Raw genomic sequence first — 24,072 nt, 5'->3', positions numbered from 1 at the left:
ACGTTAAGGATTCATCAAGATCGGATTCAACCAGCGAAAACATCTGTAGTCGGTGCTATGTTCAGCAATGATCGCGGTGCCTGCGCGTCGCGCGGAAAGGACACCATGACTACCTTGAGCAGGCCCCCGGCTGATCCTTCGGCGCCACGGCCCGGCGGTATGGCCTCCTTGCGGACATGGCTGTTGTTCGGACTGCAGGACTCCAAAGGATCGCACCAAGGCCCCGGCGCGGTGGGCGATCCCCATCTGAAGAAGCATTCGTGGTGGCAGGTCATGTGCCTCACCGGCGTCGACTATTTCTCCACCCTCGGCTACCAGCCGGCCATCGCAGCCTTGGCTGCGGGAGTGATCTCCCCCTTGGCCACCATCGTCCTGGTGGCCGTCACGCTGCTGGGCGCCCTGCCCGTGTACCACCGCGTCGCCGGGGAAAGCCACCGCGGCGAGGGATCCATTGCCATGCTTGAGCGCCTCTTGCCACGCTGGGGAGGGAAGATCCTCGTCCTCGTTCTCCTCGGGTTCGCCGCAACGGACTTCATGATCACCATGACCCTCTCGGCCGCGGATGCCACGGCCCACGCGATCCAGAATCCGCTCGCCCCGGGCTGGCTGCAGGGACAGAACATCCTGGTTACTTTGTTCCTGCTCGCCCTGCTGGCCGCCGTATTCCTGCGTGGATTCAAGGAAGCCATCGGCGTGGCCGTGGTCCTCGTCATCGTCTATCTGAGCCTCAACGTCGTGGTCGTCCTCTCAACCTTTGTCGAGGTGTTCGCCCATCCGGTCGCAGTAGGCGACTGGTGGCATGCCCTGTCGACGTCGCACGGAAACCCGCTCATGGTGGTCGGCATCGCCCTGCTCGTTTTTCCCAAACTCGCCCTGGGCCTGTCCGGATTCGAGACCGGAGTCGCAGTGATGCCCCAGATCCGCGGACGCGCTTCGGACACCGAGGAAAACCCTGCCGGACGGATCAAGGGAACCCGCCGCCTCCTGACCACGGCAGCAGTCATCATGAGTTCATTCCTGATCGCTACCAGTTTCACCACCGTGGTGCTAATTCCGGAGAAGGAATTCCAGCCCGGCGGCCAGGCCGATGGACGCGCCCTGGCATTCCTGGCGCACCAATATCTCGGCGTGGGGTTCGGCACTGTCTACGACCTCAGCACCATCGCCATTCTGTGGTTCGCAGGCGCCTCCGCCATGGCCGGGCTGCTGAACCTGGTCCCGCGGTACCTGCCGCGATATGGAATGGCACCGGGATGGGCCCGGGCGGTACGCCCACTGGTGTTGGTGTTCACCCTCATCGGGTTCCTGATCACGTTCCTTTTCAATGCCGACGTCGACGCCCAGGGTGGCGCGTACGCGACCGGCGTGTTGGTGCTGATGACATCGGCAGCCGTGGCGGTGACCCTCTCCGCGCGCCGCTTGAGGCAGCGCAAGCGCACGGTCGGATTCGGCATCATCGCCATAGTGTTTATTTACACCACCATTGCCAACATCTTCGAACGTCCGGAAGGCATCCGGATCGCCGCGATCTTTATCGTGGGGATCATTGTAATCTCCCTGCTTTCCAGGATCCGGCGCTCCTTTGAACTGCACGCCACCCACGTCCATCTGGACCGCCAGGCACTGGAATTCATGTCCACCAACCTGAGCGGCCCGATCGCGCTCATCGCCCACGAACCTCTCCGCCTCACCGCGGAGGCCTACCGGGACAAACTCACCTCAGCCATCGAGGTCAGCCACATTCCGGTGGATTACCAGGCGCTCTTCCTGGAAGTGATCGTGGACGATTCCTCCGACTTCGAAACGGCACTCGAAGTCCGTGGCGTGGTTCGGCACGGACACCAGATCCTCGAAGTCCACGGCCCCGTGGTCCCCAACACCATCGCCTCAGTGCTGCTGCACATCCGCGACGTGACCGGCCTCATGCCGCACATCTACTTCCGCTGGACCGAAGGCAACCCGGTCATCAATCTCCTTCGCTTCCTGTTCCTCGGCGAAGGAGAGATCGCCCCGGTCACCAGGGAAGTCCTGCGTGAAGCCGAACCCGACGTCAGCCGGCGCCCGTGGGTCCACGTTGGCTAACCACGGCGGCGAGGTGACCTCACGGCGGTGTTGTCAGGGCCGCTCGGGCACCTCGCCGTTCGCTACCGCCTCGATCCAGTCGACTGCCTCGTCCGAGAGGTAGAGCCCCGAAGGCCCACTCTCACCAACCCACCACGCATCGGAAGTAATGACGCCTCCAACTTGGGTGATCTCGGCGACCACATCGGAGGACACCGCGTCGCCGTTGTTCTCGATCAGCCATTTTTGGGTGGACCGCTTCAGCTTCGGCCACCAGTGCTCGATACTCATGGCCGAAGTCTGCCATGCCCGCCGCCAATGCTCGAGCCCTGCCCGTTAAGAGAGTGCTAAATCTGTGACTGCCGGCATATGGAACCCATTAAGACCCGGGAGGACGCCTCGTTTGGTGATGTGATGAAAGGGAGGAATTCACGGCCAACGGGGCCGTGGACGGGTCCTCCGCAGGAGATGAATTCACCATGAAGCGGATTGCCCTGATCAAGGGAACGGCATCCAATGCCACGGTCCCGGGCGCGCGTCCAAAAGATTACGTTGTAGTCGATGACATCGGAGAGTTCATCTACTACCCGTCCGAGGCGGCGATGCTGGAAGACCTTGAGTACGTGGACGAGGCGGCCTGCGTCCTTGACCGGGAAGGCAATGAGTGCCGCCTCACCTTGGATAAGGACAGGAACCTCTGCCTTGGCCGATCGTTCGGGCCGGTGGAATTCAGCTGGCTCCGCCAGGCATGGATGAACAACCGGCACCGGAATCTGCAGGCGCATCGTTTGCAACGCTTCTTCCCGGCAACCCGCGAGGCCCTCGTGGCCGAACTGTTCGAAACCCTTGCCCTCGAACGCGCCCGGAATGCCAACGGGACACCGTGGGTGCTGAATCTAGGTGGAGAAGAAACGCACCCGGCCACGCTGAATGACGTCGATGCGCTCCTCGCGGGGCTGGATCACCTTGAAAAGGCCACGGTGCGGGACCCCTCCGGCCATGAATACCGGCCAGTCCGCCACCAGACCCACCGGCACCTCGCCCCAGGTGCGGGCTCGATCTACTACGTCGAGATCACCCCTCGCGGGCGAGAGCTCCAGCACTCGGGCGCGTAACGCTGAGGCCCCACTCGCGATAATGGCCGGCGCCACTTTGAGGGCTTCGACGCTACAGCCGCTGCGGGTCAATTCCGCCATCGCCTGACGCAGAACCCCCGGTGCCTTGTCTGTACGTCAAGGAGTCCTCGCCGAAAGCGTCCAGCTGTTAAGAGAGTGCTAAATCTCAGCCCTGCCGCATATGGAAACCATAAAGACCGCCGGTGGCGGGTCCTTTCGGTGATCTGATCGAGGGAAGAATTCACGGCCACCCGGGCTGTGGACTGGTCCTCCGCAGGAGCTGACGTAATCATGAAGCGCATTGGCTTTACCAACGGAACGGCACCCGACACTACGGTTCCGGGCACGCGTCCAAACGACTATGTGGTGGTCGATGAGGGCGGTGACTTCTCGTACTATCCGTCCGAGGCCGCCATGCTCAAAGACTTGGAATACGTTGACGAAGCGGCATGCATTCTTGACCGAGCCGGAAACAACTACCGCCTGACCATGGATAAGGATAGGCACCTGCGTCTAGGCCCCTCATTGGGAACGGTGGAATTCAACTGGCTCCGCCAAGCATGGACGAACAACCAGCATAGGAACATGCAGACCCATCCCCTGCAGCGGTTCTACCCGACAACGCTGGAAGCCCTCCTTGCTGGACTATTTGAAATGCTCTACCTCGAACATGCCGGCAGGACCACGGACGCACCGTGGGTCTTGGAGGTGGACGGCGAAGTAACCCACCCGGCGACGCTCCAGGAAGTCAATAACCTCCTCACCCGCGTGGATCACCTCGAACGAGTCACGGTGCATGACCCCTTCGGCCACGACTACCAGCCAATCCGACACGCAGGGCACCGCTTCTTCTTTCCTGCCGCGGGGTCTGTCTACTACGTCGAGGTTCCTGGAAGATTCAAGCGGAGCGGCACACACCACTGACCCCCTCGCAACGTCCACGCCGATCCAGTGCGCCTACGCCAGCGGCGCCGTGGATTCGCGGACTACGAGGTGCGTAGCGAGTTCCACCCGCCGAGAGTCCACCGCGTCACCCCGCATTTGGCGCAGGACAAATCGCAGGGCGGCGCGGCCCATCTCCTGCAGCGGCTGGGATACGGACGTCAGTGGCGGGACCGATTCCTCCGCTTGGTAGGTCCCGTCGAATCCCACCACGCTGATGTCCTCCGGGATGCGGATCTTTTGCCGACGCGCCTCGGCGAGCACGCCCAAGGCGATGCTGTCGCTTGCGGCGAAGATTGCCGTTGGGCGCTCTTCGAGTTGAAGCAGGGTTTTCATTCCCGCCACACCATTCTCGGAGCGGAAGGGTCCCGACAGGATGTAGCGCTCCTCGACGGGCACCCCTTTCGCCATCAGCGCGGCCATGTAGCCGTGCAGCCGGGCCTGGTTGCACTCGGCCGCTTCCGGCCCGCCCAGGTAGGCAATCCTGCGGTGCCCTAGATCCAGCAGGTGGGCCGTGGCGGCCTTGCCCCCGGCCCAATTGCTGGCGCCGACGCTGACCACGTCACCCGGCGGGGGGTTGAGCGGGTCGATGACAACGATAGGTATCTGCCGCCGTCGAAATGGATCCAACTGGGCCGAACTGAACGCCGAGGTCACCACGATCATGCCACTGCGGCCTTCGTCGACGATTCGCTGCGCCCTCTGCTCGGGGCTCAGCGTCGACGCCGATTGCTGGCCGGTGATGTTGAGCAGTACTTCGACGTCGGAGGCGGCCGCGTGCTCCAGCACGCCATTGAGCACTTCCACCCCATACGCCGAGTTCAAGGTGTCGAGCACAACCTCCACCACGGGCCGGCGGTCGGCGACGTTCTTTCGCTGAAGCGGGGACTTATATCCCGTCCGCTCCAGCGCGGTAAGAACTTTGGCACGCGTGCCGGCGGCAACGTCCTCGCGCCCATTGACGACCTTCGAGACTGTCGGCATCGAGACTCCCGCCTCCCGGGCAATGGCAGCCAATGTCACCTTGGCGGGACGTTCATTGCTAGCCATGGATCCTCAACTCTTTCGAAATATTTCGTTGTCACAAGTCTGGGCGGCAAGGCAGACAGAGTCAATCTCTATTTCGTAAAAGAGTTGAACTTTATGTCCAAATCGCCTTGACGGTGACCCACGCCACAGCTAAATTTGCCTAACGGACCGAAAAGTTTATCGAAATATTTCGAAGATTCGGCTCAAGCATATTCAGCGGCAGTGCAGCCTCGCTCCCCGAAGGCCGGACTCCCGAAACCAATAGCCGGGCAATCAGCGTCGAGCCCGGAGGACGAATGGAATTGCAAATGGTAAAACTCGCGTTGCGTTCAGCAGCGATCGCCGTCACTGCTGCGGCCGTATCGATCTCCCTCGCAGCTTGCGGATCAAGTGGACCGGCAAGTTCGGCAGGAAACGCCGATTCGGCCACCATGTGGGGCCTTACGGGCGGTAACCAGCCCGTACTCCAGAAGTCCATCGACGCATGGAACAAAGCCCACCCGGACGAGGCCGTCAAGCTCGACTTCTTCGCGAACGACGCGTACAAGACCAAGGTGCGCACCGCCGTCGGCGCCGGGCAAGGACCCACCTTCGTTTACGGTTGGGGCGGCGGCGTCCTGAAATCCTATGTCGACGCCGGCCAAGTGGCCGACCTTTCGGACTTCGTAGCGTCAAACCCCGATGTCAAGAACCGCTACCTGCCGTCCGTGCTCAAGAACGGCGTGATCGACGGCAAGACGTATGCCCTGCCCAACAACAACGTGCAGCCCGTCGTCCTGTACTACAACAAGGAAGTCTTCGATAAGATCGGCGCCCAGGCTCCGAAGACCTGGGATGAACTGATGGCCCTGGTACCGAAGTTCAAGGCAGCAGGCATCGCTCCCTTCTCCCTGGGTGGCCAGTCCAAGTGGCCAGACCTGATGTGGCTTGAATACCTGGTGGAGCGCATCGGCGGACCCGACGTCTTCGCGAACATCGCCGCCAACAAGCCCGGCGCCTGGTCCGATCCCGCGGTCAAGGAAGCCCTGAGCAAGATCCAGAACCTGGTGGACGCCGGCGGATTCGCCAATGGCTTCTCCTCCATCGCCGCCGACAGTAACGCGGACCAGGCCCTCCTCTACACCGGCAAGGCCGCGATGATCCTGCAGGGTGGCTGGATCTACCAGAGCATGAAGAAGGACGCCGCGGACTTCGTCAAGAACGGCAAGCTTGGCTACGTCACTTTCCCCGCCGTTTCCGGCGGCAAGGGCGATCCGGCCAACGTCGTGGGCAACCCCTCCAACTTCTGGTCGATCTCTTCGAAGGCAACTGACAGCCAGAAGAAGGCAGCGCTCGACTACGTCAAGAGCGGAATGTTCACCGACGCCGACACGCAGGCATTGATCGATTCCGGAGCCGTTCCCGTGACCACGGGCATCGAAAGCAAGCTGGCCGCATCGCCGGACAAGGACTTCCTGAGCTACGTGTACGGCATGGCCAAGAACGCACCCAGCTTCACCCTCTCGTGGGACCAGGCCCTCAGCCCTGCCCAGGGAGACGCCATGTTGGCGAACCTGGACCAGATCTTCCTGAAGAAGATCAGCCCCGATCAGTTCGTCTCAACCATGAACGCCACGATCGGAAAGTAACCAGTGTCTACCTCAACCGGTTCTTCCCGGCGGGTCCTTGAAAAGGGCCCGTCGGGGTGGCTGGCCGCACCAGCCCTCGTCTTCTTCCTCCTCTTCGCCATCATCCCGCTCTTCGGCGTGCTCTTCCTCAGCTTCACCAAATGGGACGGGCTGGGCGAAATCAAGCTGGACGGCTTGTCGAGCTGGACCACGGTCCTCACTGATCCCGTCACCGGCAATGCGTTGTGGGTCACCGCCAAGATCATGTTCTTCTCGTTCATCGTCCAGGCTCCCCTCAGCTTGCTCCTCGGGGTCTTCACGTCCGCATCCCAGAAATACCGCGCTGCCCTCGCCGTCCTCTACTTCGTGCCGCTGCTGCTGTCCTCCGCGGCCGTCGCCATCGCCTACAAGGCCCTCTTGGACCCGAACTTCGGCCTTGGCCCGGGCTTGGGCCTTCCATTCCTGGCCCAGGACTGGCTCGGCAACTCGGATCTGGTGCTGTTCGTCGTCGTCTTCGTCATCGCCTGGCAGTTTGTCCCGTTCCACACGCTCATCTACCAAGGCGGCGTACGCCAGATCCCGGCGTCGCTGTATGAAGCGGCCCAAATCGATGGCGCCGGGCGCGTCCAGCAGTTCTTCGCCATCACCTTGCCCCAGTTGAAGTACACCATCATCACGTCCTCCACCCTCATGGTGGTCGGCTCACTGGCCTACTTCGATCTCGTCTTCGTCCTCACCGGCGGAGGCCCCGGCTACTCCACGCGGCTGCTACCGCTGCACATGTACCTGACCGGCTTCAAGGCCAACGACATGGGAGCGGCGAGCGCCCTGGGCGTCATCCTCGTGGTGATCGGCCTTGCCCTGGCCCTCCTCCTGCAAAGACTCGGTGGCAAGAACCGCAACGCAAGCCAATTGGAAGGTGCCTGATGGCTTCCACAACCCAGATTCCCGCACCGCCGGCAAGGCGCACCGCGCTAAGCAACAAGCAAGGCCACAAGCATGGCCCCCGAGCAAAACGGACCAAGGGGCCAGGACGCTTCCGTCCCAACTACCTCGGTGGCCTGGGCGGCTGGCTTTGGCTGGCGATCATCATCGTTCCTATCTACTACGTGGTGGTGACCAGCCTGAAGAACCAAGCCGGGTTCTTCACCTCGAACCCGATGATGCCGCCCACCGAGCCGACGTTGGACAACTACAAGTTGGTCCTGGACAACGACTTCGCCATGTACTTCGCCAACAGCCTGATCGTCACAGTGGGCAGCGTTGTACCGGCACTCTTCGTCTCGTTCATGGCCGCCTACGCGATCGTTCGGGGCAAGGGCCGCTTCCTGACGTGGACGAACAACACGTTCCTCCTGGGCCTGGCGATCCCCTTGCACGCCACGATCATCCCCATCTATTGGATGATCACCAAAGCCCATCTCTATGACACCTTGTTGGCGCTGATCCTCCCCTCCATCGCGTTCGCCATTCCCATTTCCGTCCTCATCCTGAGCAACTTCATGCGCGATGTCCCCAACGAGCTGTTCGAGTCCATGCGACTCGACGGCTGCTCGGACTGGGCCATGATGTGGCGACTCGCGCTGCCCATGACGCGGCCCGCCGTCGTGACCGTAGGCATCTACAACGCGCTCGGCGTCTGGAACGGCTTCCTCTTCCCGCTGATCCTGACCCAGAGCCCGTCCACCCGCGTGCTTCCGCTGTCCTTGTGGACCTTCCAAGGCGAATTCAGCGTGAACATCCCCGCCGTGCTGGCTTCCGTGGTGCTCGCCACCTTGCCGCTCCTGGTCATCTATGTGATGGCCCGCCGCCAACTGCTCAGCGGGTTGACTGCCGGATTCAGCAAATAGCCATCGCTCTCTTGAAATTCACGAAAGGAACACAATGACCACCGCAAAGCCCTTGCGCGTCGGCATGGTCGGCTACGCATTCATGGGTGCCGCCCACTCCCACGCCTGGCGGACAGCGCCGCGGTTCTTCGATCTCCCGTTGGACCCCCAGCTCACCGCGCTTTGCGGCCGGAACGATGACGGCGTCCGGGCCGTCGCGGGCAAGCTCGGCTGGGGATCGGTGGAAACTGACTGGCGCCGGCTCCTCGAACGAGACGACATCGACCTCATCGACATCTGCACCCCGGGCAACACGCACGCCGAGATCGCGATCGCAGCCCTCGAAGCCGGCAAGCACGTGCTCTGCGAAAAACCCCTGGCCAATTCGGTCGCGGAAGCGGAGCGCATGACCGAAGCCGCCCAGGCCGCAGCGCAACGCGGAGTGTTCTCGATGTGCGGCTTCAGCTACCGCCGCACCCCCGCGTTGGCCCTCGCCAAGCGGATGGTCGACGACGGCCGGCTGGGAAACATCCGGCACGTGCGGGCGCAGTACCTGCAGGATTGGCTCAGCGACGAAACCGCGCCCATGACCTGGCGGCTGGACAAGTCCAAGTCCGGGTCCGGTTCCTTGGGCGACATCGGAGCGCACAGCATCGACGCCGCGCAGTGGGTCACCGGGCAGCAGATCACGGGCGTTTCCGCGCTCCTGGAAACTTTCGTCCACGAGCGGCCGTTGACCGGTGACCTCGTGGGACTCGGCGGCCATGGCGACGTCGGCGCGGATGCGCCACGCGGCACGGTCACCGTCGATGACGCCGCCATTTTCACCGCAAGGTTCGACGGCGGCGCTACTTCCGCGGGCGCCGTCGGGGTTTTCGAAGCGACGCGTTTCGCGTTGGGACGGAAGAACGCCATGCGCCTCGAGGTCAATGGCACCAAGGCATCCCTCGCGTTCGACTTCGAAGAGATGAACGTCTTGTCCTTCTACGACGCCGCGGAATCCCCCGACGCCGGATTCCGCCGGATCTTCGTCACCGAACCCGAACACCCCTACGCAGGCAACTGGTGGCCTACCGGACATGGCCTCGGATACGAACACGGTTTCACGCACCAAGTGGTGGACCTCGTAACGGCGATCGGCGCAGGCGAGCAGCCCTCGCCGTCGTTCGCGGACGCCTTGCAAGTGCAAAAGGTCCTTGCCGCCGTGGAAGGCAGCGCCGCAGAATCCAGCCGCTGGCAGAAAGTCTAGGAGGGAACCCCGATGAAAAGGCCCATCACACTATTCACCGGCCAGTGGGCCGATCTGCCCTTCGAAGAGGTCGCCCTCGATCCATCCCACTTCATCTGGCAGGACCTGGATCCGCTGATGTTCCTCCAGGATTTCGCGCCGAAGATCTTCCATATGCACGTCAAGGAATCTATCCGCCAGCTCAATGGCCGCAATGGCCGGCTCGGATCCCATTTGCCATGGGCGGATCCGCGCCGTGGCTGGGACTTCGTCACCGCAGGCCATGGGGACGTGAAGTGGGAGCCGATCTTCCGGACCCTCAATGCCATCGGCTACGAGGGGCCAACCAGCGTCGAGTGGGAAGACGCCGGCATGGACCGACTCGCGGGAGCGCCGCAATCCTTGGCCATGGTCCGGGAACTCGCCGCTATCGCCCCGCCGGCCGCCGCATTCGACGCAGCATTCTCAAGCCGCTGACCATTCGTTTTATCCGGCCGTATTTCTAAGCAAAGGAAACCATGACTAACAAGAAGACCTCCCTCGTGGTCCGTGGCGGCTGGGATGGCCATCAGCCATTCGAGGCCACAGAACTATTTATCCCCTTCCTCAAGGACAACGGCTATGACGTCCGTGTGGAGGAATCCCCCAAGGTATATGCCGATTCGGCATATATGGCGGGCGTGGACTTGATCGTGCAATGCATGACGATGTCCACCATCGAGAAGGACGAATTCGAGGGACTCCGTGCCGCGGTCGAAAACGGCACGGGTCTAGCCGGCTGGCACGGCGGGATCGCCGATTCGTACCGGAACAACTCGGACTACCTGCACATGATCGGCGGCCAGTTCGCCTGCCATCCCGGCAAACATCCGGACGAACGCATCGGCGAGCAGTCGGACAACTACGTGCCGTACACGGTGAACATGCTCCCGGCTGCCGCCAGCCATCCCATCACGCAGGGGATCAGCGACTTTGAATTGGTCACCGAGCAGTACTGGGTCCTCTCGGACGACTACATCGACGTCCTCGCCACCACCACCCAGCAGGTCCGCGAATGGGACCAATGGAACCGGGAAGTCACCTCACCCGCCATCTGGACGCGGCAGTGGGCCGAAGGCCGGATCTTCGTCTGCACCCCCGGACACCGGGTGGAAATCCTCCAGGACAGCAACGTCCGCACGATCATCGAAAGGGGCATGCTTTGGGCAAGCCGTTAAGAGTAGGAATCATTGGCTGCGGCGCCATCATCGCCCAGTACCTCACAAACTTCCGCCGGCTGGAGGCCATCGACTTGGTGGCCGTGGCCGATCTCGATCCCGCACGCGCGCAAGCGGTGGCAGACTCCTACGACGGCGTCCGCGCGGTGACCGTCGACGAGCTCCTGGCGGCTGACGACGTCGAGCTCGTCCTTAACCTCACCATCCCGGCCGCGCATGCGCCGGTCGCTTTGAAGGCGATCGCCGCCGGCAAGAGTGTGTATGGGGAAAAGCCGCTCGCAGCGACGACCGCCGAGGCACGGCAAGTGCTCGACGCGGCGCGGGAGGCCGGCGTCCTTGTCGGCTGCGCGCCGGATACGGTGCTCGGCACCGGGATCCAGACCGCCCGCAAAGCGATCGACGACGGCCTGATCGGTGCGCCGATCTCGGCCACGGCAACCATGGTGACGCCGGGACACGAGCGCTGGCACCCCAACCCGGATTTCTACTACCAACCCGGCGGCGGACCGCTGCTGGACATGGGCCCCTATTACGTGAGTGCACTCGTCACGCTGCTGGGTCCGGTGGTCTCGGTCATCGGAGCCGCAAGCCACACACGGAACGCGCGCATCATCGGTTCGGGCCCGCGCGAGGGCGAGGTGATTCCGGTGACCATCGATTCGCACGTGACGGGGGTCCTGGTCCATGCCTCCGGCGCCCTGTCCACCCTTGTGATGAGCTTTGATGCGGTGAAAACCAAGTCGGCCAACATCGAGATCCACGGTGCGGCAGGGTCCCTCGTGGTTCCTGACCCGAACCACTTTGACGGCGACGTTGAGCTTTTCACGCTCGGCGCCGACTCCTGGCAGACCCTTCCGGTCTCGGCCGGCTATATCGATTCGGGCCGGGGCTTCGGCATCGCCGATCTCGCCGCAACCCCGGCCGGAGCCGAACCACGTGCTGGCGGCCAATTGGCGTTCCATGCGCTGGAGGTCATGGAATCTGTGTTGGCATCTGCCCACAGCGGCTCAGCGGTGTCGATCGAAAGCACGGTTGCACGGCCGGAACTCGTGGAACTGACCGCGTTGGCAGTCCCGGTTGCGGAGGTTCAGGGAATCAGTTCGTAGGCCTGGCCCAATATTCTCCGGACTGAGGTTGCCGCGGCGCCCCTGAGGGCCCCGGTCGGCCCCAGTCCGGAGAAGGCCAGGTTTCCTTCCGGAATTAGTCCTGGTGCGTGGTGGTCCAAGCTCCGGCGCAGCGCGGGAGCGATCCATTGCTCAAGTACAGAGAAATGACCCCCGAGCACGACGGCGGAAATGTTCGCCACCCGCGCCGTCGAGGCAACCGCGATTCCGAGGTAGTGCCCCGCCTGTTCCACCGCGGACACGGCCCGCTCATCGCAGTCGGCAACGCGGCTCAGCAACTGGTTCATCTGGGATCCTGTTTGGCAAGGTGATCTCCATCATCATTCAGGCATCCACGGTTGCGGGCCATTTGGACCGTGCCGTGCGGGCTGGCGATGATCCTGCGCCGCCAAGGCCCTGCCGCCCCTAGTCCGTTGGGTACCTGATTCCCGCTTGGGCACGCGCCGTATCCAGCAGGGACATGGTGGTCAAGGTATCTGCCAAAGGCATCGTGGGGCTCTCGAGAAGGCCCTGCTGCAGGCAGCGGATCACTTCACGCAACTGGTATGTGTAGCCACGGCCGACCGGGGTGAATTTCTCCAGCCGCTGCTCGCCGGAGCTGGAGATAATGGTCAGCTCGCTTGGATTGAACAGCGGTGCGTTGCAGCGGAGCATGCCCTTCGTGCCGCATACGATGGCCGTTTGCGGGGTTGCCGCGGTCAACGACGTCATGGCCTGGACTTGTGCACCGGAGGAATAGGACAGCGTCAGTGCAGTCTCGGAATCCACTCCGCCATCGGTGAGATGGGCCGTAGCCGTGATCGACTGGGGACCCTCAAGGCTAAAGAGCGCCCACGTCAGGGGATAGACACCCACATCCATCAGGGCGCCTCCCCCGTCTTCGCGCCTCCACAGCCGGGATTCTGGATTGTATGGCGCCGGAAATCCGAGGTCAGCCTGCACCCACCGGATCTCGCCGAGTTCGCCGGATGCGATGATTTCCGCCGCCCGTTGCACGCTGGGCAGGAACCGGGTCCACACTGCCTCCATCAGGAAGAGGCTTCTATCCTTCGCCAGCCGGACCAATTCGGCCGCCTCACGGGCATTGATGGTCAACGGTTTCTCGCACAACACATGCTTCCCAGCTTCGAGTGCCGCCTTCGCCACCACGTAGTGGCTCGTATGCGGCGTTGCCACATAGACGACGTCCACCGCGGGGTCCCGGAGCAGACGCTGGTAACCCGGAAGCCCGCCGTCGTCACCGTAGGCGCTCTGGAAGCCGTGCTCGGCGGCAAACGCCTCTGCGTTTTCCTGGGTCCGGGAACTGACGGACTGCAGAACGGCGTCGGGCAGGAGCGCGAGGTCGCTGACGACGGTGGAGGCGATCCGTCCGGTGGAAATGACTCCCCACCGGACGGGATCGCCCGATGCAGGTACCGGATCCTGGTTCAGGGAATCAACAAGCGGTGTCCTGACGAGCAGTGGTTCAGTTGCCGGTATCAACGCGAGCACTTACCTTCCGGTAGTTCTGGCCGATCGAAGCCCGGAAGTCCGGCTCGGGTGAGGCGTCCAGGGCCACGGGCCAGTCCGGGCGGAACCCGGCGAGCGCCCACGCCGCCTGCACGGCCGCCCCGCGGGCAACGTATTCGCCTGGACTCGGAACCACCACAGGCAGGTCGAACACCTGGGCCGCAATCCGTTGCACGGCAGGATTCTGCACTGCGCCGCCGATCAACAGCAATCGCTCCGCACGAACACCCTGGTCACGCAACGCGTCCAGGCCTCCAGCGAGTCCGCACAGCATGCCTTCGATGGCCGCCCGTGCGATGTTCGGCCGGGTCGTGGCGGCGATGCTGAGACCGTGGAAACTAGCCTTCGCATGAGGCAGGTTGGGAGTCCGTTCCCCCTCGAAATACGGCACCAGCACCACACCTCCCGAGCCCGACTCGGCCTCGAGGGCGAGCCGGGACAGCTCGTCAAAGTCGACGTCGAGCACTGCCGCAACCGAACTGAGCACACGGGCGGCGTTCAGCGTCACGGCGATCGGCAAGTACACCCCGCTCGCATCCGCGAAGCCCGCCACGGTCCCGCTCGCATCATGTCCGGGTGAAGAGTCGACGGCGAACACGGTGCCGCTGGTTCCCACGGACACGACGACGTCGCCGGGTTTGGCTCCGAGCCCAAGCGCCGCTGCGGCGTTGTCGCCCGCCCCGACACCGAGCAGGATCCCGTTCTCGGAAGCGTTGCTTGCGCCGGTGCCGCCGAAACACGCCGGGTGCACGCGGCCTGCGGTTTCGCCCGGACCCAGCACTCGGGGAAGAACGACGACGCCGGGCGCCGCCGTCGCCATCCCGCCCGAGGCTTCCCGTGCGTCCTGGCCGAACGCCAGTTTGAACAAGTCCAGGTCGTAGCGTCCGGTCAACGGGCTCCAGTAGCCGGTGCCGCTGGCATCCGAACGGTCAGTGGTCAGCTCGTCCAGGTCCGGCCCCAACGGGCTGGACCCCGCCGGGCCGTACCCGCGGAGACGCCACGTGAGCCAGTCGTGAGGGAGCGCGACGGCGGCCACCCTGGCCATGCTTTCTGGTTCGTGGTCCCTGATCCAGCGGATCTTCGTGATCGTGAACGAAGCCACTGGCACCAGCCCGGTCCGCCGGGCGAAGTCCTCCGCCCCTACTTCTGCGGTGAGATCTTCCGCGGAGCCGGCCGAGCGTGTGTCGTTCCACAGCAAGGCCGGCCGCACCACGTTGCCGTCGCGGTCCAGCAGCACCATCCCGTGTTGCTGGCCCGCCACGGACAGTGCGCTGACATCGGCGAGGCCGCCGGCGTCGTCGAACGCTTCGGAAAGCGCCCGCCACCACTCGTCCGGATGGACTTCTGTTCCGTCCGGGTGGCTTGCCCGGCCTGAACGGACCAGTGCACCGTTTTCCGCGTCGAGGACCACCACTTTGCAGCTTTGAGTAGAGGAATCAACCCCGGCTACCAGGTTCAAGGAAGCAGCGGCCACGGGATCAGCGCGCTCCGAGGAGGTGTTCGATGAAGAGCTGCTGGAGCTTCACGAATCCGAAGCCCTTGCCGCCAAAGTAGGCATCGGCGTCGAAGTCCTCATAGGCGGACTTGTCCGCACGCAACTGCTCGTACCCTTCGCCCGGGTTCAGGGTGGGCTCGTTGATTACAGCCACGCGTGAGGCTTGGAGAGCTTCCTGGACCTCGGGGTCGGCACGGAATGCCTTGGCGCGCTCCTTGAGGAGCAGGTAGGTCTGCATGTTCGCGGCCGCAGAGTCCCACACGCCGTCGATGTCCTCGGTGCGGCTGGGCTTGTAGTCGAAGTGGCGCGGACCGTCGTAGGCCGGGCCGCCGTCGGGACCGCCGTTTTCGAGCAGGTCCACCAGGGAAAAGGCGTTCTGCAGGTCGCCGTGGCCGAATACCAGGTCCTGATCGAACTTGATGCTTCGCTGGCCGTTGAGGTCGATGTGGAAGAGCTTTCCCTGGTACAGGGCCTGGGCGATGCCGTGCGTGAAGTTCAGGCCTGCCATCTGCTCGTGGCCGGTCTCGGGGTTGATGCCCACGAGCTCCGGACGCTCCAGGGTTTCGATGAATGCCAGGGCATGGCCCAGGGTGGGGAGCAGGATGTCGCCACGGGGTTCGTTCGGCTTCGGTTCGATCGCGAAGCGGATGTTGTAGCCCTTGTCCGTGACGTAGTCGCTCAGCAGGTTCACGGCCTCGCGATAGCGCTCCAGCGCGCCGCGGATGTCCTTGGCGGCGTCGTATTCGCTGCCTTCACGGCCGCCCCACATGACGAAGGTTTCGGCGCCGAGTTCAGCAGCGAGATCGATGTTGTCGAGCACCTTGCGCAGGGCGAAGCGGCGGACGCCGCGGTCGTTGCTCGTGAAACCGCCGTCCTTGAAGACGGGGTGGCTGAACAGGTTGGTGGTGACCATGGGAACGATCATCCCCGTGGCCTTGAGGGCCCCTTGCAGACGGTCGATTTCGCGCTGGCGATCGGCAGCCGAGCAACCGAAGGGGAACAGGTCGTTGTCATGGAAAGTGATGCCGTAGGCGCCAAGATCGCTGAGCCGGTTGATGGCTTCCACGGTGTCCAGCGGCGGGCGGGTGGCCGAACCGAACTGGTCCTGCGCCTCCCATCCCACGGTCCAAAGGCCGAACGAGAACTTGTCTTCACGGGTGGGCTGAATCGTCATTGAGTGCTCCGGGTAGTCGATGTGGAGTTTGTTTCGCTATCCAACATATTATGAATCTCTGTGATGTCAACCACTTGGAGTTAACAAGATCTTTCATCCAGACACCAAATAATTCGCAAAAGATCTGGCCCAGCGACTATCCAGACGTTATGTTGTTGTGGACATCAAATAGGCCGCGAGGCTCTCGAACGAAGGATTCACCGTGACTGATCAGCTGGTGGCGGAACGCAACTGGGCAGGAAACTACAGCTACCAGGCACCGCAGCTCGCCCATCCCGCCAGCGTGGAGGAGCTCCAAGGGCTCGTGGCAGGCGCCAAGAAGATCCGCGCGCTCGGGTCCCGCCATTCCTTCAACTCCATCGCGGACACGGCCGGCACACTCGTAGTGCTGGACCAGCTGGATCCTGGCATCAATGTGGATGCGGCCAACATGACCGTCACCGTGAGCGGTGGTACGCGGTACGGAACGCTCGCGGCAGAGCTCCAGCGCCAGGGCTTCGCCCTCCACAACCTCGCATCGCTCCCCCACATTTCGGTGGCAGGAGCTGTCGCCACCGCCACGCATGGGTCCGGTGACGCGAACGGCAACCTGGCCACCGCCGTCGCGGGCCTCGAACTGGTCACGGCGGGCGGAAGTATTCTCAGCGCGCGCCGCGGCGACGAGGATTTCGAGGGCATGGTGGTGGGGCTCGGCGCGCTGGGCATCGTCACCAAACTGACCCTGGACATCCAGCCAAGCTTCGACGTCGCCCAGAGCGTCTTCGAAAATCTCAACTGGGACCTCGTCCTGGAAAATTTCGACCGGATAACCTCCTCTGCGTATAGCGTCAGCCTCTTTACTGATTGGAGCGGAGAGACAGTGGGCCAAGCGTGGCTCAAGCGGCGCAGCGGCGATCCCGCACCGGAAACTTCAGATTTCTTCGGCGGCACCCCGGCAACGGAAGCCCGGCACCCCCTTCCCGGCGTGTCAGGCAGTAACTGCACGCAGCAGCTCGGCCTTGCCGGGCCGTGGTCCGACCGGCTGGCCCATTTCAGGATGGAATTCACTCCGAGCCAAGGCGACGAACTGCAGAGCGAGTACCTCATCCCCCGCGAACACGCCGTGGACGCCCTCCGCACCATGCGCAGGCTCTCCGACGTCGTGACGCCACTGCTGCTGATTGGCGAAATCCGCACGGTGGCTGCCGACGAGCTCTGGCTCAGTGCCAACTACGGCCGAGACGGCATCGGCTTGCACTTCACCTGGCGCCAGGACCAGCCCGCGGTCGAAGCCATCCTGCCGCTGCTAGAGGCGGAACTGGCTCCGTTCGCGGCGAGGCCGCACTGGGGCAAGCTGTTCGACGCCGGTGCCGCCGCCGTCGCGCCTTTGTACCCGCGCTTCGGCGACTTCATCGCCCTGGCTGAGCGCCTGGACCCTTCCGGAAAGTTCCGCAACGACTTCCTGGACCGAACGGTGTTTGGGAGCTGATATTGTCGCGATGATGCCCTCCCCCACCCCAAATCCCGTCACCGCCAGCGAGCCCGATCCGTCGCGGCGAAACAACCTGGCACTGCTGACCTCCCTTGTCCATCACAACGGTGGTCTCAGCCGCGCGCAGCTGACCAAGCGGACTGGCCTGAACCGGTCCACGGTAGGGACGCTGATAGGGCAACTCGTGAACTTGGAAGTGGTCTACGAGACGGCGCCTTCCGGTGAAGCCCAGGTGGGCAGGCCCAGCCCGATCGTCCATCCGCGGCCATCCATAGCCGCCCTTGCGGTCAACCCGGAGATCGATGCCGTCACCATCGGCCTTGTCGGCCTTGGGGGGAAGGTCCAGAAGAAGATCCGTTTCGACACCGAGCGGATACCGACGGCCAAAGAAGCCGTGAACATCGCCGCCGCAGTGATTGCCGGAATGCGGTCCGAGCTCGACACTTCGTACCGGGTCATGGGCGTGGGCATCGCAGTGCCCGGGCTCGTCAACCGCGACGACGGCGTGGTCCGGCACGCCCCGCACCTGGGCTGGCGCGATGAGCCCGTGGCCCGCATGCTCGGCGAGGCCACCGGATACCCCTGCCACGCGGCCAACGACGCATCGCTTGGCGCTGAGGGCGAGCTCCTTTTCGGGGTCGGCGCCGGCCAGAAGAACCTGATCTTCCTCAACGGCGGCGCCAGCGGCATCGGCGGCGGGATCATCGCCGACGGGGAGTTGCTTCGCGGAACATCCGGCTACGCCGGGGAACTTGGACACACGTTTGTCCGCTCGTCCGGCAAACCTTGCCACTGCGGAGCCACGGGCTGCCTTGAAACCGAAGTCTCCCAGTCATCGCTTTTCGAACTCGCCGGGTTGGGTGGCGGCGACGCGGGTCAACTCGAGCAAGCGCTTCGCGCGAACAGCAGCGAAACCGTTGGCGCGGAAGTAGCTCGCCAGCTCGAGTACCTTGGCATCGCCTTGCGGAATGCGGTGAACACTTTCAACCCGGAAGCGATCGTCCTGGATGGTTTCCTCGGCGTCTTGCACGCATTGTCTCCAGGGACACTGGACAGCTTGCTCCGATCCCAGGCGATGGACGGACCGGCAGGCCAGGTAAAGATCTACCGGGCTGCCCTCGGCTCGGATCTGATGATGATCGGAGCCGCGGAGCTGGCCTTCGCGCAGTTCCTGGCGGACCCCGCCGGCGCTTTCCCTATCCCTACTCCTTAGTCAGGCCGACCATGCTGAATCAGGCGCCCTCGCCCAATCAGGAACCCTCGCTTATTCGGGAACCGCGGCACCGCGCGGCATCGCCCATGGGCGAACACTTTGAACTCACGGCCAGCATCGGCGGCCACCACCAGCGCGTTGTGGTGACGGAAGTCGCCGCGAGCTTGCGGGAGCTCGACGTCGACGGCGTCGCCCTGGTCCAGGACTATCCCGCCGATGCCCAACCACCGTGGTGCGCGGGCTGGGTCCTCGTTCCGTGGCCCAATCGGGTGGCTGGCGGCACGTGGAGCTACGACGGCGTCGCCCAGCAACTGGACATCACCGAACCGGACAACGGCAATGCCTTGCACGGATTGCTGACTCACACTCCCTACGGGGTCAGTGCCCACACCGCTGACAGCATGACGCTCGACGCCAGTGTCTCACCACAGCCGGGATACCCCTTCGAGCTGTCGACGTCGGTCCGTTATCAGCTCGTGGAGGACGGCCTATTTGTCACGCACCGCCTGGAAAATACCGGATCCCGATCCGCGCCGGTCGCGCTCGGTGCGCATCCTTTCCTCAGACTGGGCAGCGTGCCAACGGAAGAACTCACGCTTTACATCAACGCCGATACCCACATCGAGGTGGATGAACGCCTGAACCCGAGCGGAATCACCACGGACGTCAGCGGTACCGGGAACGATTTCCGCACGGGACAGCTGGTTGGCGCTGTTGACCTCGACGATGCCTGGGGCGATGTCCGTCGCGAGGACGATGGAAGCTCCCTGCACTATCTCGAGGCGCCCGATGGCAGCCAAGTGCAGCTTTTTATGGATGCCTCCTTCGGCTACGTCCAAGCCTTCACCACCACGGAGTTCGCCACCGACGGCGGAATGGTCACCGCCGTCGCGCTTGAACCGATGACGGCGCCGGCCGATGCCTTCAACAGCGGCGAAGGCCTTCGCTGGCTGGAACCCGGCGCGGTCTGGGAAGCCAGTTGGGGCATCCGGTACCGGCCGACGCGCGAATTTCTCGCCGACACGGAGAATGCCTGACGACACGCGAATACTCGCCGCGCCAGGCATTCAGGGTGTCGCCAGGCCTCCGCGAACGGGCCACCCCGTGTACGACTCCGCAAGGTAGGCCCGCGCGTGCCGGGAGGAGACCACGGAATGGAGTTCGCCGAGCTGCCGGGCACGGCCGAAATCGTCCGAACCGGGAACGGTGTGCAGCATGGACGTCATCCAGTAGGAGAAGTGCTGGGCCTTCCAGACGCGTTCCAGGGCGCGGTCGCTGTAGGACTCGAGCAAGCCTGTGGAACCGTTTGAGTAGAAGGATTCGAGGCCTTCGAAGAGCACCTTGACGTCGTGCAGAGCCAAATTGAGGCCCTTGGCACCCGTCGGCGGGACGGTGTGGGCGGCGTCGCCGGCGAGGAACAGGTTTCCGTGGCGCATCGGGGTGTGGACGAAGCTGCGGAACGGCAGGACCATCTTCTCAAGGACCGGCCCCTCCTCGAGCTCAAAGCCGTTCCCGTTGACGCGCTTGCGGAATTCGGACCAGATGCGCTCGTCGTCCCAGTCGGCCACGTTTTCCTTGGGGTCGCACTGGAAGTACATGCGTTGCACATTCTCCGTGCGTTGGCTGATCAGGGCGAAGCCGTTCTCGGAATTGGCGTAGATCAGTTCGTCCGAACTGCGCGGGGCTTGGGCGAGGATGCCGAACCAGGCGAAAGGGTATTCGTGGAAGTACCACTTGCGGTTGGACTCGGGGATCTGGAAGCGGCAGTGGCTGCGGGAACCATCGGCACCCACGAGGAACTCCGCTTGGATTTCGAATTCCTGGCCCTCGGCGTCGGTGAACCACACTTTCGGTTTGCCTTCGAGGTCGTGGACGGTGGTGTCCGTGACGCTGTACCGGACGTCGCCGCCGTCGTCGTTGCGCCGTGCGGCGAGGTCGAGGAAGACGTCGGTCTGCGGGTAGAGCCACACCGACTCCCCCACGAGCTCCTTGAAGTCGATCCGGTGGCTTTCGCCGTTGAAGCGCAGTTCGATCCCGTCATGCCTGTCGCCGTCGCGCAGCACGCGGTCGGAAACGCCGCTTTCCACGAGCAGGTTCACGGAGCCGTGTTCCAGGATGCCCGCACGGACAGTTTCGGCGATCTGCTGATGGCTGCGGACCTCTACGACGGTGGATTCGATCCCCGACTTCGCCAGCAGGTGGGAAAGCATGAGGCCGGCCGGGCCTGCGCCCATGATGGCCACTTGGGTGGTGATGATCTTACGTGCCATGGTGTGCCTCGCTTCATTGCGGAACCGCGCCTGAGCGGCTGCGGTGGGTTCTGTTGATCAGTGTGACCCCCACCGCATGGTCGGTGTTATATGAATTCCGTTCAACGGAAACACTTAGGCGTTTCGCTGATCCCCGAGCTGGCGAGCGATGCCGCGGGCCGCCGTCTGCAGGGCGGGCACCAACGCCTGCAGGCGCATTTCGGCGAGGGGAACCACGACGCCGAGCGCAGCTACCGTACGCCGCTTGCCGTCCGTGACCGGCACCGCGATGCCCCATGTGTCCGGATCCACCACGCCGGCCAGCTGCGCGTACCCTTGCTGGACGGTTTCGGCCAAAAGGTGGCGGACGACGTCGGCCGTCACCTTTCCGGCGGGGTCGCTGAACTGCTTGAGGTACTCGGCCTGCAGTTCCCGCGGTTGGCTGGCCATCAACGCCAACCCGGCCGAGGAGATGTGAACCGGCATGCGGCCGGCAACGCGGGCGCGGTTGGCGACGGATCCCCGGCGGGACAGCCGCTCCACGAACAACGCCTCCCAACCGTCGAGCACGGCAAGGTTCACGTTCTGGTTCAGGACCTGCTGGATGTCTTCCATGAACGGGAGTGCCGCTTGCCGGAGGGCCAGGGTGGGTGAATTCCGATTGACCAGCTCCCACAACCGCAGGCCCAGGCCCACATTTCCGCCAACTCCGAGTTCCAGGAGTCCATGTTCGGCGAGCTGCCTGACCAGGCGATGGGCGCTTGTGAGCGGCAAGCCGGCGGTCTCGGCGAGTTCGGAAAGCCGCAGGGAACTAGAGCCTTCGGGGAAGGATTCGATGATCCGGACGATGCGATCCACCACGGAATCACCGGATGCCGAGTTGGCCATTGCGCTTCACCACTTCCACGAATTCCATTGAATGGTGGGCTCAAGCTTACTTCGGCTCAGCGGGATCCGCCGTGGCGTCCTTTGTTTCCCGCCGCGAGATCTCCAAGCCGATCGCGTCGTAGTGCGCCAGCACTACCGGAGAGGCAGAGGTGCCGGGCTGGTCCAGCAGGCCAAAGGCGAAATCACTGGCAGCAAGAAGTTCTTCATCCGAGCACTTGTCCAGCGGTTGGAATCCCGCCGCATCGATCGAGGCTCCGAATTCGCCCGTGATCTCGACCGATTTCGATCCCGTTGCGGTCCCGAACAGGAGACTTGCAGGCTTGTCCGTGAATTCCAGGGAAACTCCGGATCCCTTGGCGAGGCCCACTTCCGTGGTTCCGCCGTCGATCGCGTTGAGGTCGTTGCGGAGTCCCGCCAGGGCCTGCGATTCGACAATTGCGGCGTGGGAAAAGCCCACCCTGATGTGTGAGGTGACGCCCATTCGCCGAATCCGGCGAACGATGTGAACGAGCGCGGGCCTCGAATCTTGATTCAGGCTCCCCCGCACGTCGATTTCGACTGCGTCGGTGGAAACATCGAATTTTACGAGGGCGTGCAATCTACGGTCCATAGGTACTCCAAAAGAGGTGTCTATGGCCGGCGGCTCAACCTTGAAAAGCCTATCCTCTGGAACCGTGACTTGTACACCCCGCGACGACTTCAGAGTTCAGCCTTCCGGCGTTCGGCATAGGTGCCGGTGGAGGGATCTGTCCTGATCGGCGGGTTGTCCAGGCCAGGACAGATCCTTGGTCACCAGGTCAGGGCCTGCGGACGATTCGGGAGAGCGCCATGGGCAGGGTCAGGACTGCGACGGCCGGGACTATCCACCAGGTTCCGTTGCCCCCCGCGGTGTTCAGTGCGGCGGTGAGGGCGAAGGATGCGACGATCGCCAGGGCTACCCTCCAGTCGTCACCGACAATGAAGTCGTACCAGAACAGGCCAAACTTTTTCAGGGAGTTGCCAGCCGACGGTTCGCGGGGCGCATCGGGGGCCGTGTCGACGGCCACCGAGCGGGCGTGCACACCGGGATCGGTTTCTTGCGCGGAAGGCTCAATCGTTTGCGAATCGGGAAGATTGCCGGCGAATCCCATCGCGAATTCGCTTGGTTCAGAGGTGGCAGCGGTCGAGGCCACCGACGGATGGCGTCGAAGGACAGCGACTATTGCAAGTGCGATCACGGCCAGGGCGGGGATGATGACAAGCAGGGAGAGGTCGGCGGCAGGCCAAACGGCGCCGGCACCCTCGGCACCCCAGAAGATGCCGAAGCCTGTCAGCATGATGCCGACGATGAACTTCATGGTGTTCTCGGGTACCCGTGAGAGAGGCCCGCGCACAACGATGCCGGCGATGGCCACGAGAACGACGGCCGCGACCGCAGTCCAGGCGGCGAGGCTGAGTTGGCCCTGGATATTGCCGAAGGTGACCACGATAAACGCGACTTCTAGTCCTTCGAGCAGGACGCCTTTGAAGGAAAGGGTGAAGGCGTACCAGTCGCTGACTCCGAGGCGCGACTCCTCGGACGCGGATTGTGCCGCTGCGACTTCACGCTGATAGATCTCGTCCTCGTCATGGAGGGCTTTGTGGCCGCTGGCGCGGAGGATGGCCTTGCGCATCCACTGCAGCCCGAAAATGAGGAGCAATCCGCCGACGACCAGGCGAAGGACATCCATGGGAATCAGGGCAATCGCGGGGCCGAAGACGATGATGACGGCGGCCAGCACTACTAGGCCTGCGCCGACTCCGGTAAGGGCCGAGCGCCAGTCGCGGGCCGTTCCCGCCGCCAGAACGATGGTGGTGGCTTCCACGGCTTCGACCAGACAGGCCAGGAAGACGGATAGGAGCAACGCGGTGGTATTCAAGGGTGTTCTCTTTCAGTGGTGGA

General features: G+C 63.6%; 22 protein-coding genes and 1 pseudogene. 13 read left to right on the top strand and 10 right to left on the bottom strand.

All coding sequences use genetic code 11. From position 1 onward, the window contains the following. Window positions 1-105 precede the first annotated feature (105 nt). Window positions 106-2,082, top strand: coding sequence for an APC family permease (locus tag ABD742_RS23150; protein ID WP_234751659.1), 1,977 nt, complete (start codon window positions 106-108; stop codon window positions 2,080-2,082). Window positions 2,083-2,115: 33 nt separating this feature from the next. Here ABD742_RS23150 and ABD742_RS23145 read toward each other — a convergent pair whose 3' ends face one another. Continuing rightward, entirely contained in the window at window positions 2,116-2,352 is a 237-nt protein-coding gene (locus ABD742_RS23145; RefSeq protein WP_234751658.1) for a hypothetical protein, read from the bottom strand. A 188-nt stretch (window positions 2,353-2,540) separates the two neighbouring features. Between ABD742_RS23145 and ABD742_RS23140 the strand changes: the two genes are divergently transcribed. Together ABD742_RS23140 and ABD742_RS23135 are read left to right on the top strand one after the other, a co-directional pair. Then, window positions 2,541-3,176 carry a hypothetical protein gene (locus tag ABD742_RS23140; RefSeq protein WP_234751657.1) on the top strand — a complete coding sequence of 212 codons (636 nt, stop codon included), beginning with the start codon at window positions 2,541-2,543 and terminating at the stop codon, window positions 3,174-3,176. A 291-nt stretch (window positions 3,177-3,467) separates the two neighbouring features. Next, window positions 3,468-4,100 carry a hypothetical protein gene (locus ABD742_RS23135; RefSeq protein WP_234751656.1) on the top strand — a complete coding sequence of 211 codons (633 nt, stop codon included), beginning with the start codon at window positions 3,468-3,470 and terminating at the stop codon, window positions 4,098-4,100. A gap of 33 nt (window positions 4,101-4,133) precedes the next feature. Here ABD742_RS23135 and ABD742_RS23130 read toward each other — a convergent pair whose 3' ends face one another. Further along, window positions 4,134-5,168, bottom strand: a complete 1,035-nt coding sequence (locus tag ABD742_RS23130; protein ID WP_234751655.1) for a LacI family DNA-binding transcriptional regulator — start codon at window positions 5,166-5,168, stop codon at window positions 4,134-4,136. Window positions 5,169-5,455: 287 nt separating this feature from the next. Here ABD742_RS23130 and ABD742_RS23125 point away from each other — a divergent pair, with 287 nt between their 5' ends. From ABD742_RS23125 to ABD742_RS23095, 7 genes and pseudogenes are all read left to right on the top strand, one after another. Further along, window positions 5,456-6,775, top strand: a complete 1,320-nt coding sequence (locus ABD742_RS23125; protein ID WP_234751654.1) for an extracellular solute-binding protein — start codon at window positions 5,456-5,458, stop codon at window positions 6,773-6,775. 3 nt (window positions 6,776-6,778) lie between these two features. Beyond that, window positions 6,779-7,681 carry a carbohydrate ABC transporter permease gene (locus ABD742_RS23120; RefSeq protein ID WP_234751653.1) on the top strand — a complete coding sequence of 301 codons (903 nt, stop codon included), beginning with the start codon at window positions 6,779-6,781 and terminating at the stop codon, window positions 7,679-7,681. Beyond that, complete coding sequence (locus ABD742_RS23115; protein ID WP_234751652.1) at window positions 7,681-8,604, top strand: carbohydrate ABC transporter permease; 924 nt, start codon at window positions 7,681-7,683, stop codon at window positions 8,602-8,604. The genes ABD742_RS23120 and ABD742_RS23115 overlap by 1 nt, the downstream gene beginning before the upstream one ends. A gap of 34 nt (window positions 8,605-8,638) precedes the next feature. Beyond that, a complete protein-coding gene (locus ABD742_RS23110; RefSeq protein WP_234751651.1) occupies window positions 8,639-9,832 on the top strand; it encodes a Gfo/Idh/MocA family protein in 1,194 nt (397 codons plus the stop codon). Between the two features lie 78 nt (window positions 9,833-9,910). Beyond that, window positions 9,911-10,288, top strand: a pseudogene (locus ABD742_RS23105) (sugar phosphate isomerase/epimerase family protein); the annotation flags it as partial. A 41-nt stretch (window positions 10,289-10,329) separates the two neighbouring features. Then, on the top strand, window positions 10,330-11,028 hold the full coding sequence (locus ABD742_RS23100; protein WP_234751650.1) for a ThuA domain-containing protein: 699 nt from the start codon (window positions 10,330-10,332) through the stop codon (window positions 11,026-11,028). Beyond that, window positions 11,013-12,134: a Gfo/Idh/MocA family protein gene (locus tag ABD742_RS23095; protein WP_234751649.1), complete on the top strand. Its 1,122-nt coding sequence runs from the start codon at window positions 11,013-11,015 to the stop codon at window positions 12,132-12,134. Before ABD742_RS23100 ends, ABD742_RS23095 begins: the two co-directional genes overlap by 16 nt. On the opposite strand, the gene ABD742_RS23090 is transcribed toward ABD742_RS23095, so the two are convergent. The 4 genes from ABD742_RS23090 to xylA form a co-directional block, all read right to left on the bottom strand. Further along, complete coding sequence (locus ABD742_RS23090) at window positions 12,116-12,439, bottom strand: ROK family protein (protein ID WP_234751648.1); 324 nt, start codon at window positions 12,437-12,439, stop codon at window positions 12,116-12,118. The two genes, ABD742_RS23095 and ABD742_RS23090, sit on opposite strands and share 19 nt — an antisense overlap. 118 nt (window positions 12,440-12,557) lie before the next feature. Next, window positions 12,558-13,634, bottom strand: coding sequence for a Gfo/Idh/MocA family protein (locus ABD742_RS23085; protein WP_234751888.1), 1,077 nt, complete (start codon window positions 13,632-13,634; stop codon window positions 12,558-12,560). After that, the gene (gene xylB, locus ABD742_RS23080; protein WP_234751885.1) at window positions 13,618-15,120 is read right to left on the bottom strand and encodes a xylulokinase; all 1,503 of its coding nucleotides are present in this window, start codon (window positions 15,118-15,120) and stop codon (window positions 13,618-13,620) included. The genes ABD742_RS23085 and xylB overlap by 17 nt, the downstream gene beginning before the upstream one ends. A 19-nt stretch (window positions 15,121-15,139) precedes the next feature. Continuing rightward, window positions 15,140-16,330 (bottom strand): xylose isomerase, encoded by a 1,191-nt coding sequence (gene xylA, locus ABD742_RS23075; RefSeq protein ID WP_234751647.1) that lies wholly within the window; start codon window positions 16,328-16,330, stop codon window positions 15,140-15,142. Between the two features lie 202 nt (window positions 16,331-16,532). Here xylA and ABD742_RS23070 point away from each other — a divergent pair, with 202 nt between their 5' ends. From ABD742_RS23070 to ABD742_RS23060, 3 genes are all read left to right on the top strand, one after another. Then, window positions 16,533-17,798, top strand: coding sequence for an FAD-binding protein (locus ABD742_RS23070; RefSeq protein ID WP_234751646.1), 1,266 nt, complete (start codon window positions 16,533-16,535; stop codon window positions 17,796-17,798). Next, entirely contained in the window at window positions 17,788-19,014 is a 1,227-nt protein-coding gene (locus ABD742_RS23065; protein ID WP_344789162.1) for an ROK family transcriptional regulator, read from the top strand. The genes ABD742_RS23070 and ABD742_RS23065 overlap by 11 nt, the downstream gene beginning before the upstream one ends. 86 nt (window positions 19,015-19,100) lie before the next feature. Beyond that, the gene (locus ABD742_RS23060; RefSeq protein WP_234751644.1) at window positions 19,101-20,051 is read left to right on the top strand and encodes an aldose 1-epimerase family protein; all 951 of its coding nucleotides are present in this window, start codon (window positions 19,101-19,103) and stop codon (window positions 20,049-20,051) included. 30 nt (window positions 20,052-20,081) lie between these two features. Here ABD742_RS23060 and ABD742_RS23055 read toward each other — a convergent pair whose 3' ends face one another. From ABD742_RS23055 to ABD742_RS23040, 4 genes are all read right to left on the bottom strand, one after another. Beyond that, the gene (locus tag ABD742_RS23055) at window positions 20,082-21,284 is read right to left on the bottom strand and encodes a 4-hydroxybenzoate 3-monooxygenase (RefSeq protein WP_234751643.1); all 1,203 of its coding nucleotides are present in this window, start codon (window positions 21,282-21,284) and stop codon (window positions 20,082-20,084) included. Between the two features lie 114 nt (window positions 21,285-21,398). Continuing rightward, a complete protein-coding gene (locus ABD742_RS23050) occupies window positions 21,399-22,151 on the bottom strand; it encodes an IclR family transcriptional regulator (RefSeq protein WP_234751642.1) in 753 nt (250 codons plus the stop codon). A gap of 46 nt (window positions 22,152-22,197) precedes the next feature. After that, a complete protein-coding gene (locus tag ABD742_RS23045; RefSeq protein WP_234751641.1) occupies window positions 22,198-22,761 on the bottom strand; it encodes a hypothetical protein in 564 nt (187 codons plus the stop codon). Window positions 22,762-22,948: 187 nt separating this feature from the next. Beyond that, window positions 22,949-24,049, bottom strand: coding sequence for a COG4280 domain-containing protein (locus tag ABD742_RS23040; RefSeq protein ID WP_234751640.1), 1,101 nt, complete (start codon window positions 24,047-24,049; stop codon window positions 22,949-22,951). Window positions 24,050-24,072: the final 23 nt, after the last annotated feature.

The sequence above is a fragment of the Arthrobacter ramosus genome (assembly GCF_039535095.1).
GTDB classification, from domain to species: domain Bacteria; phylum Actinomycetota; class Actinomycetes; order Actinomycetales; family Micrococcaceae; genus Arthrobacter; species Arthrobacter ramosus.
The sequence above is the reverse complement of the archived record's forward strand: the minus strand, read 5'-3'. Positions and strand labels throughout refer to the sequence as shown.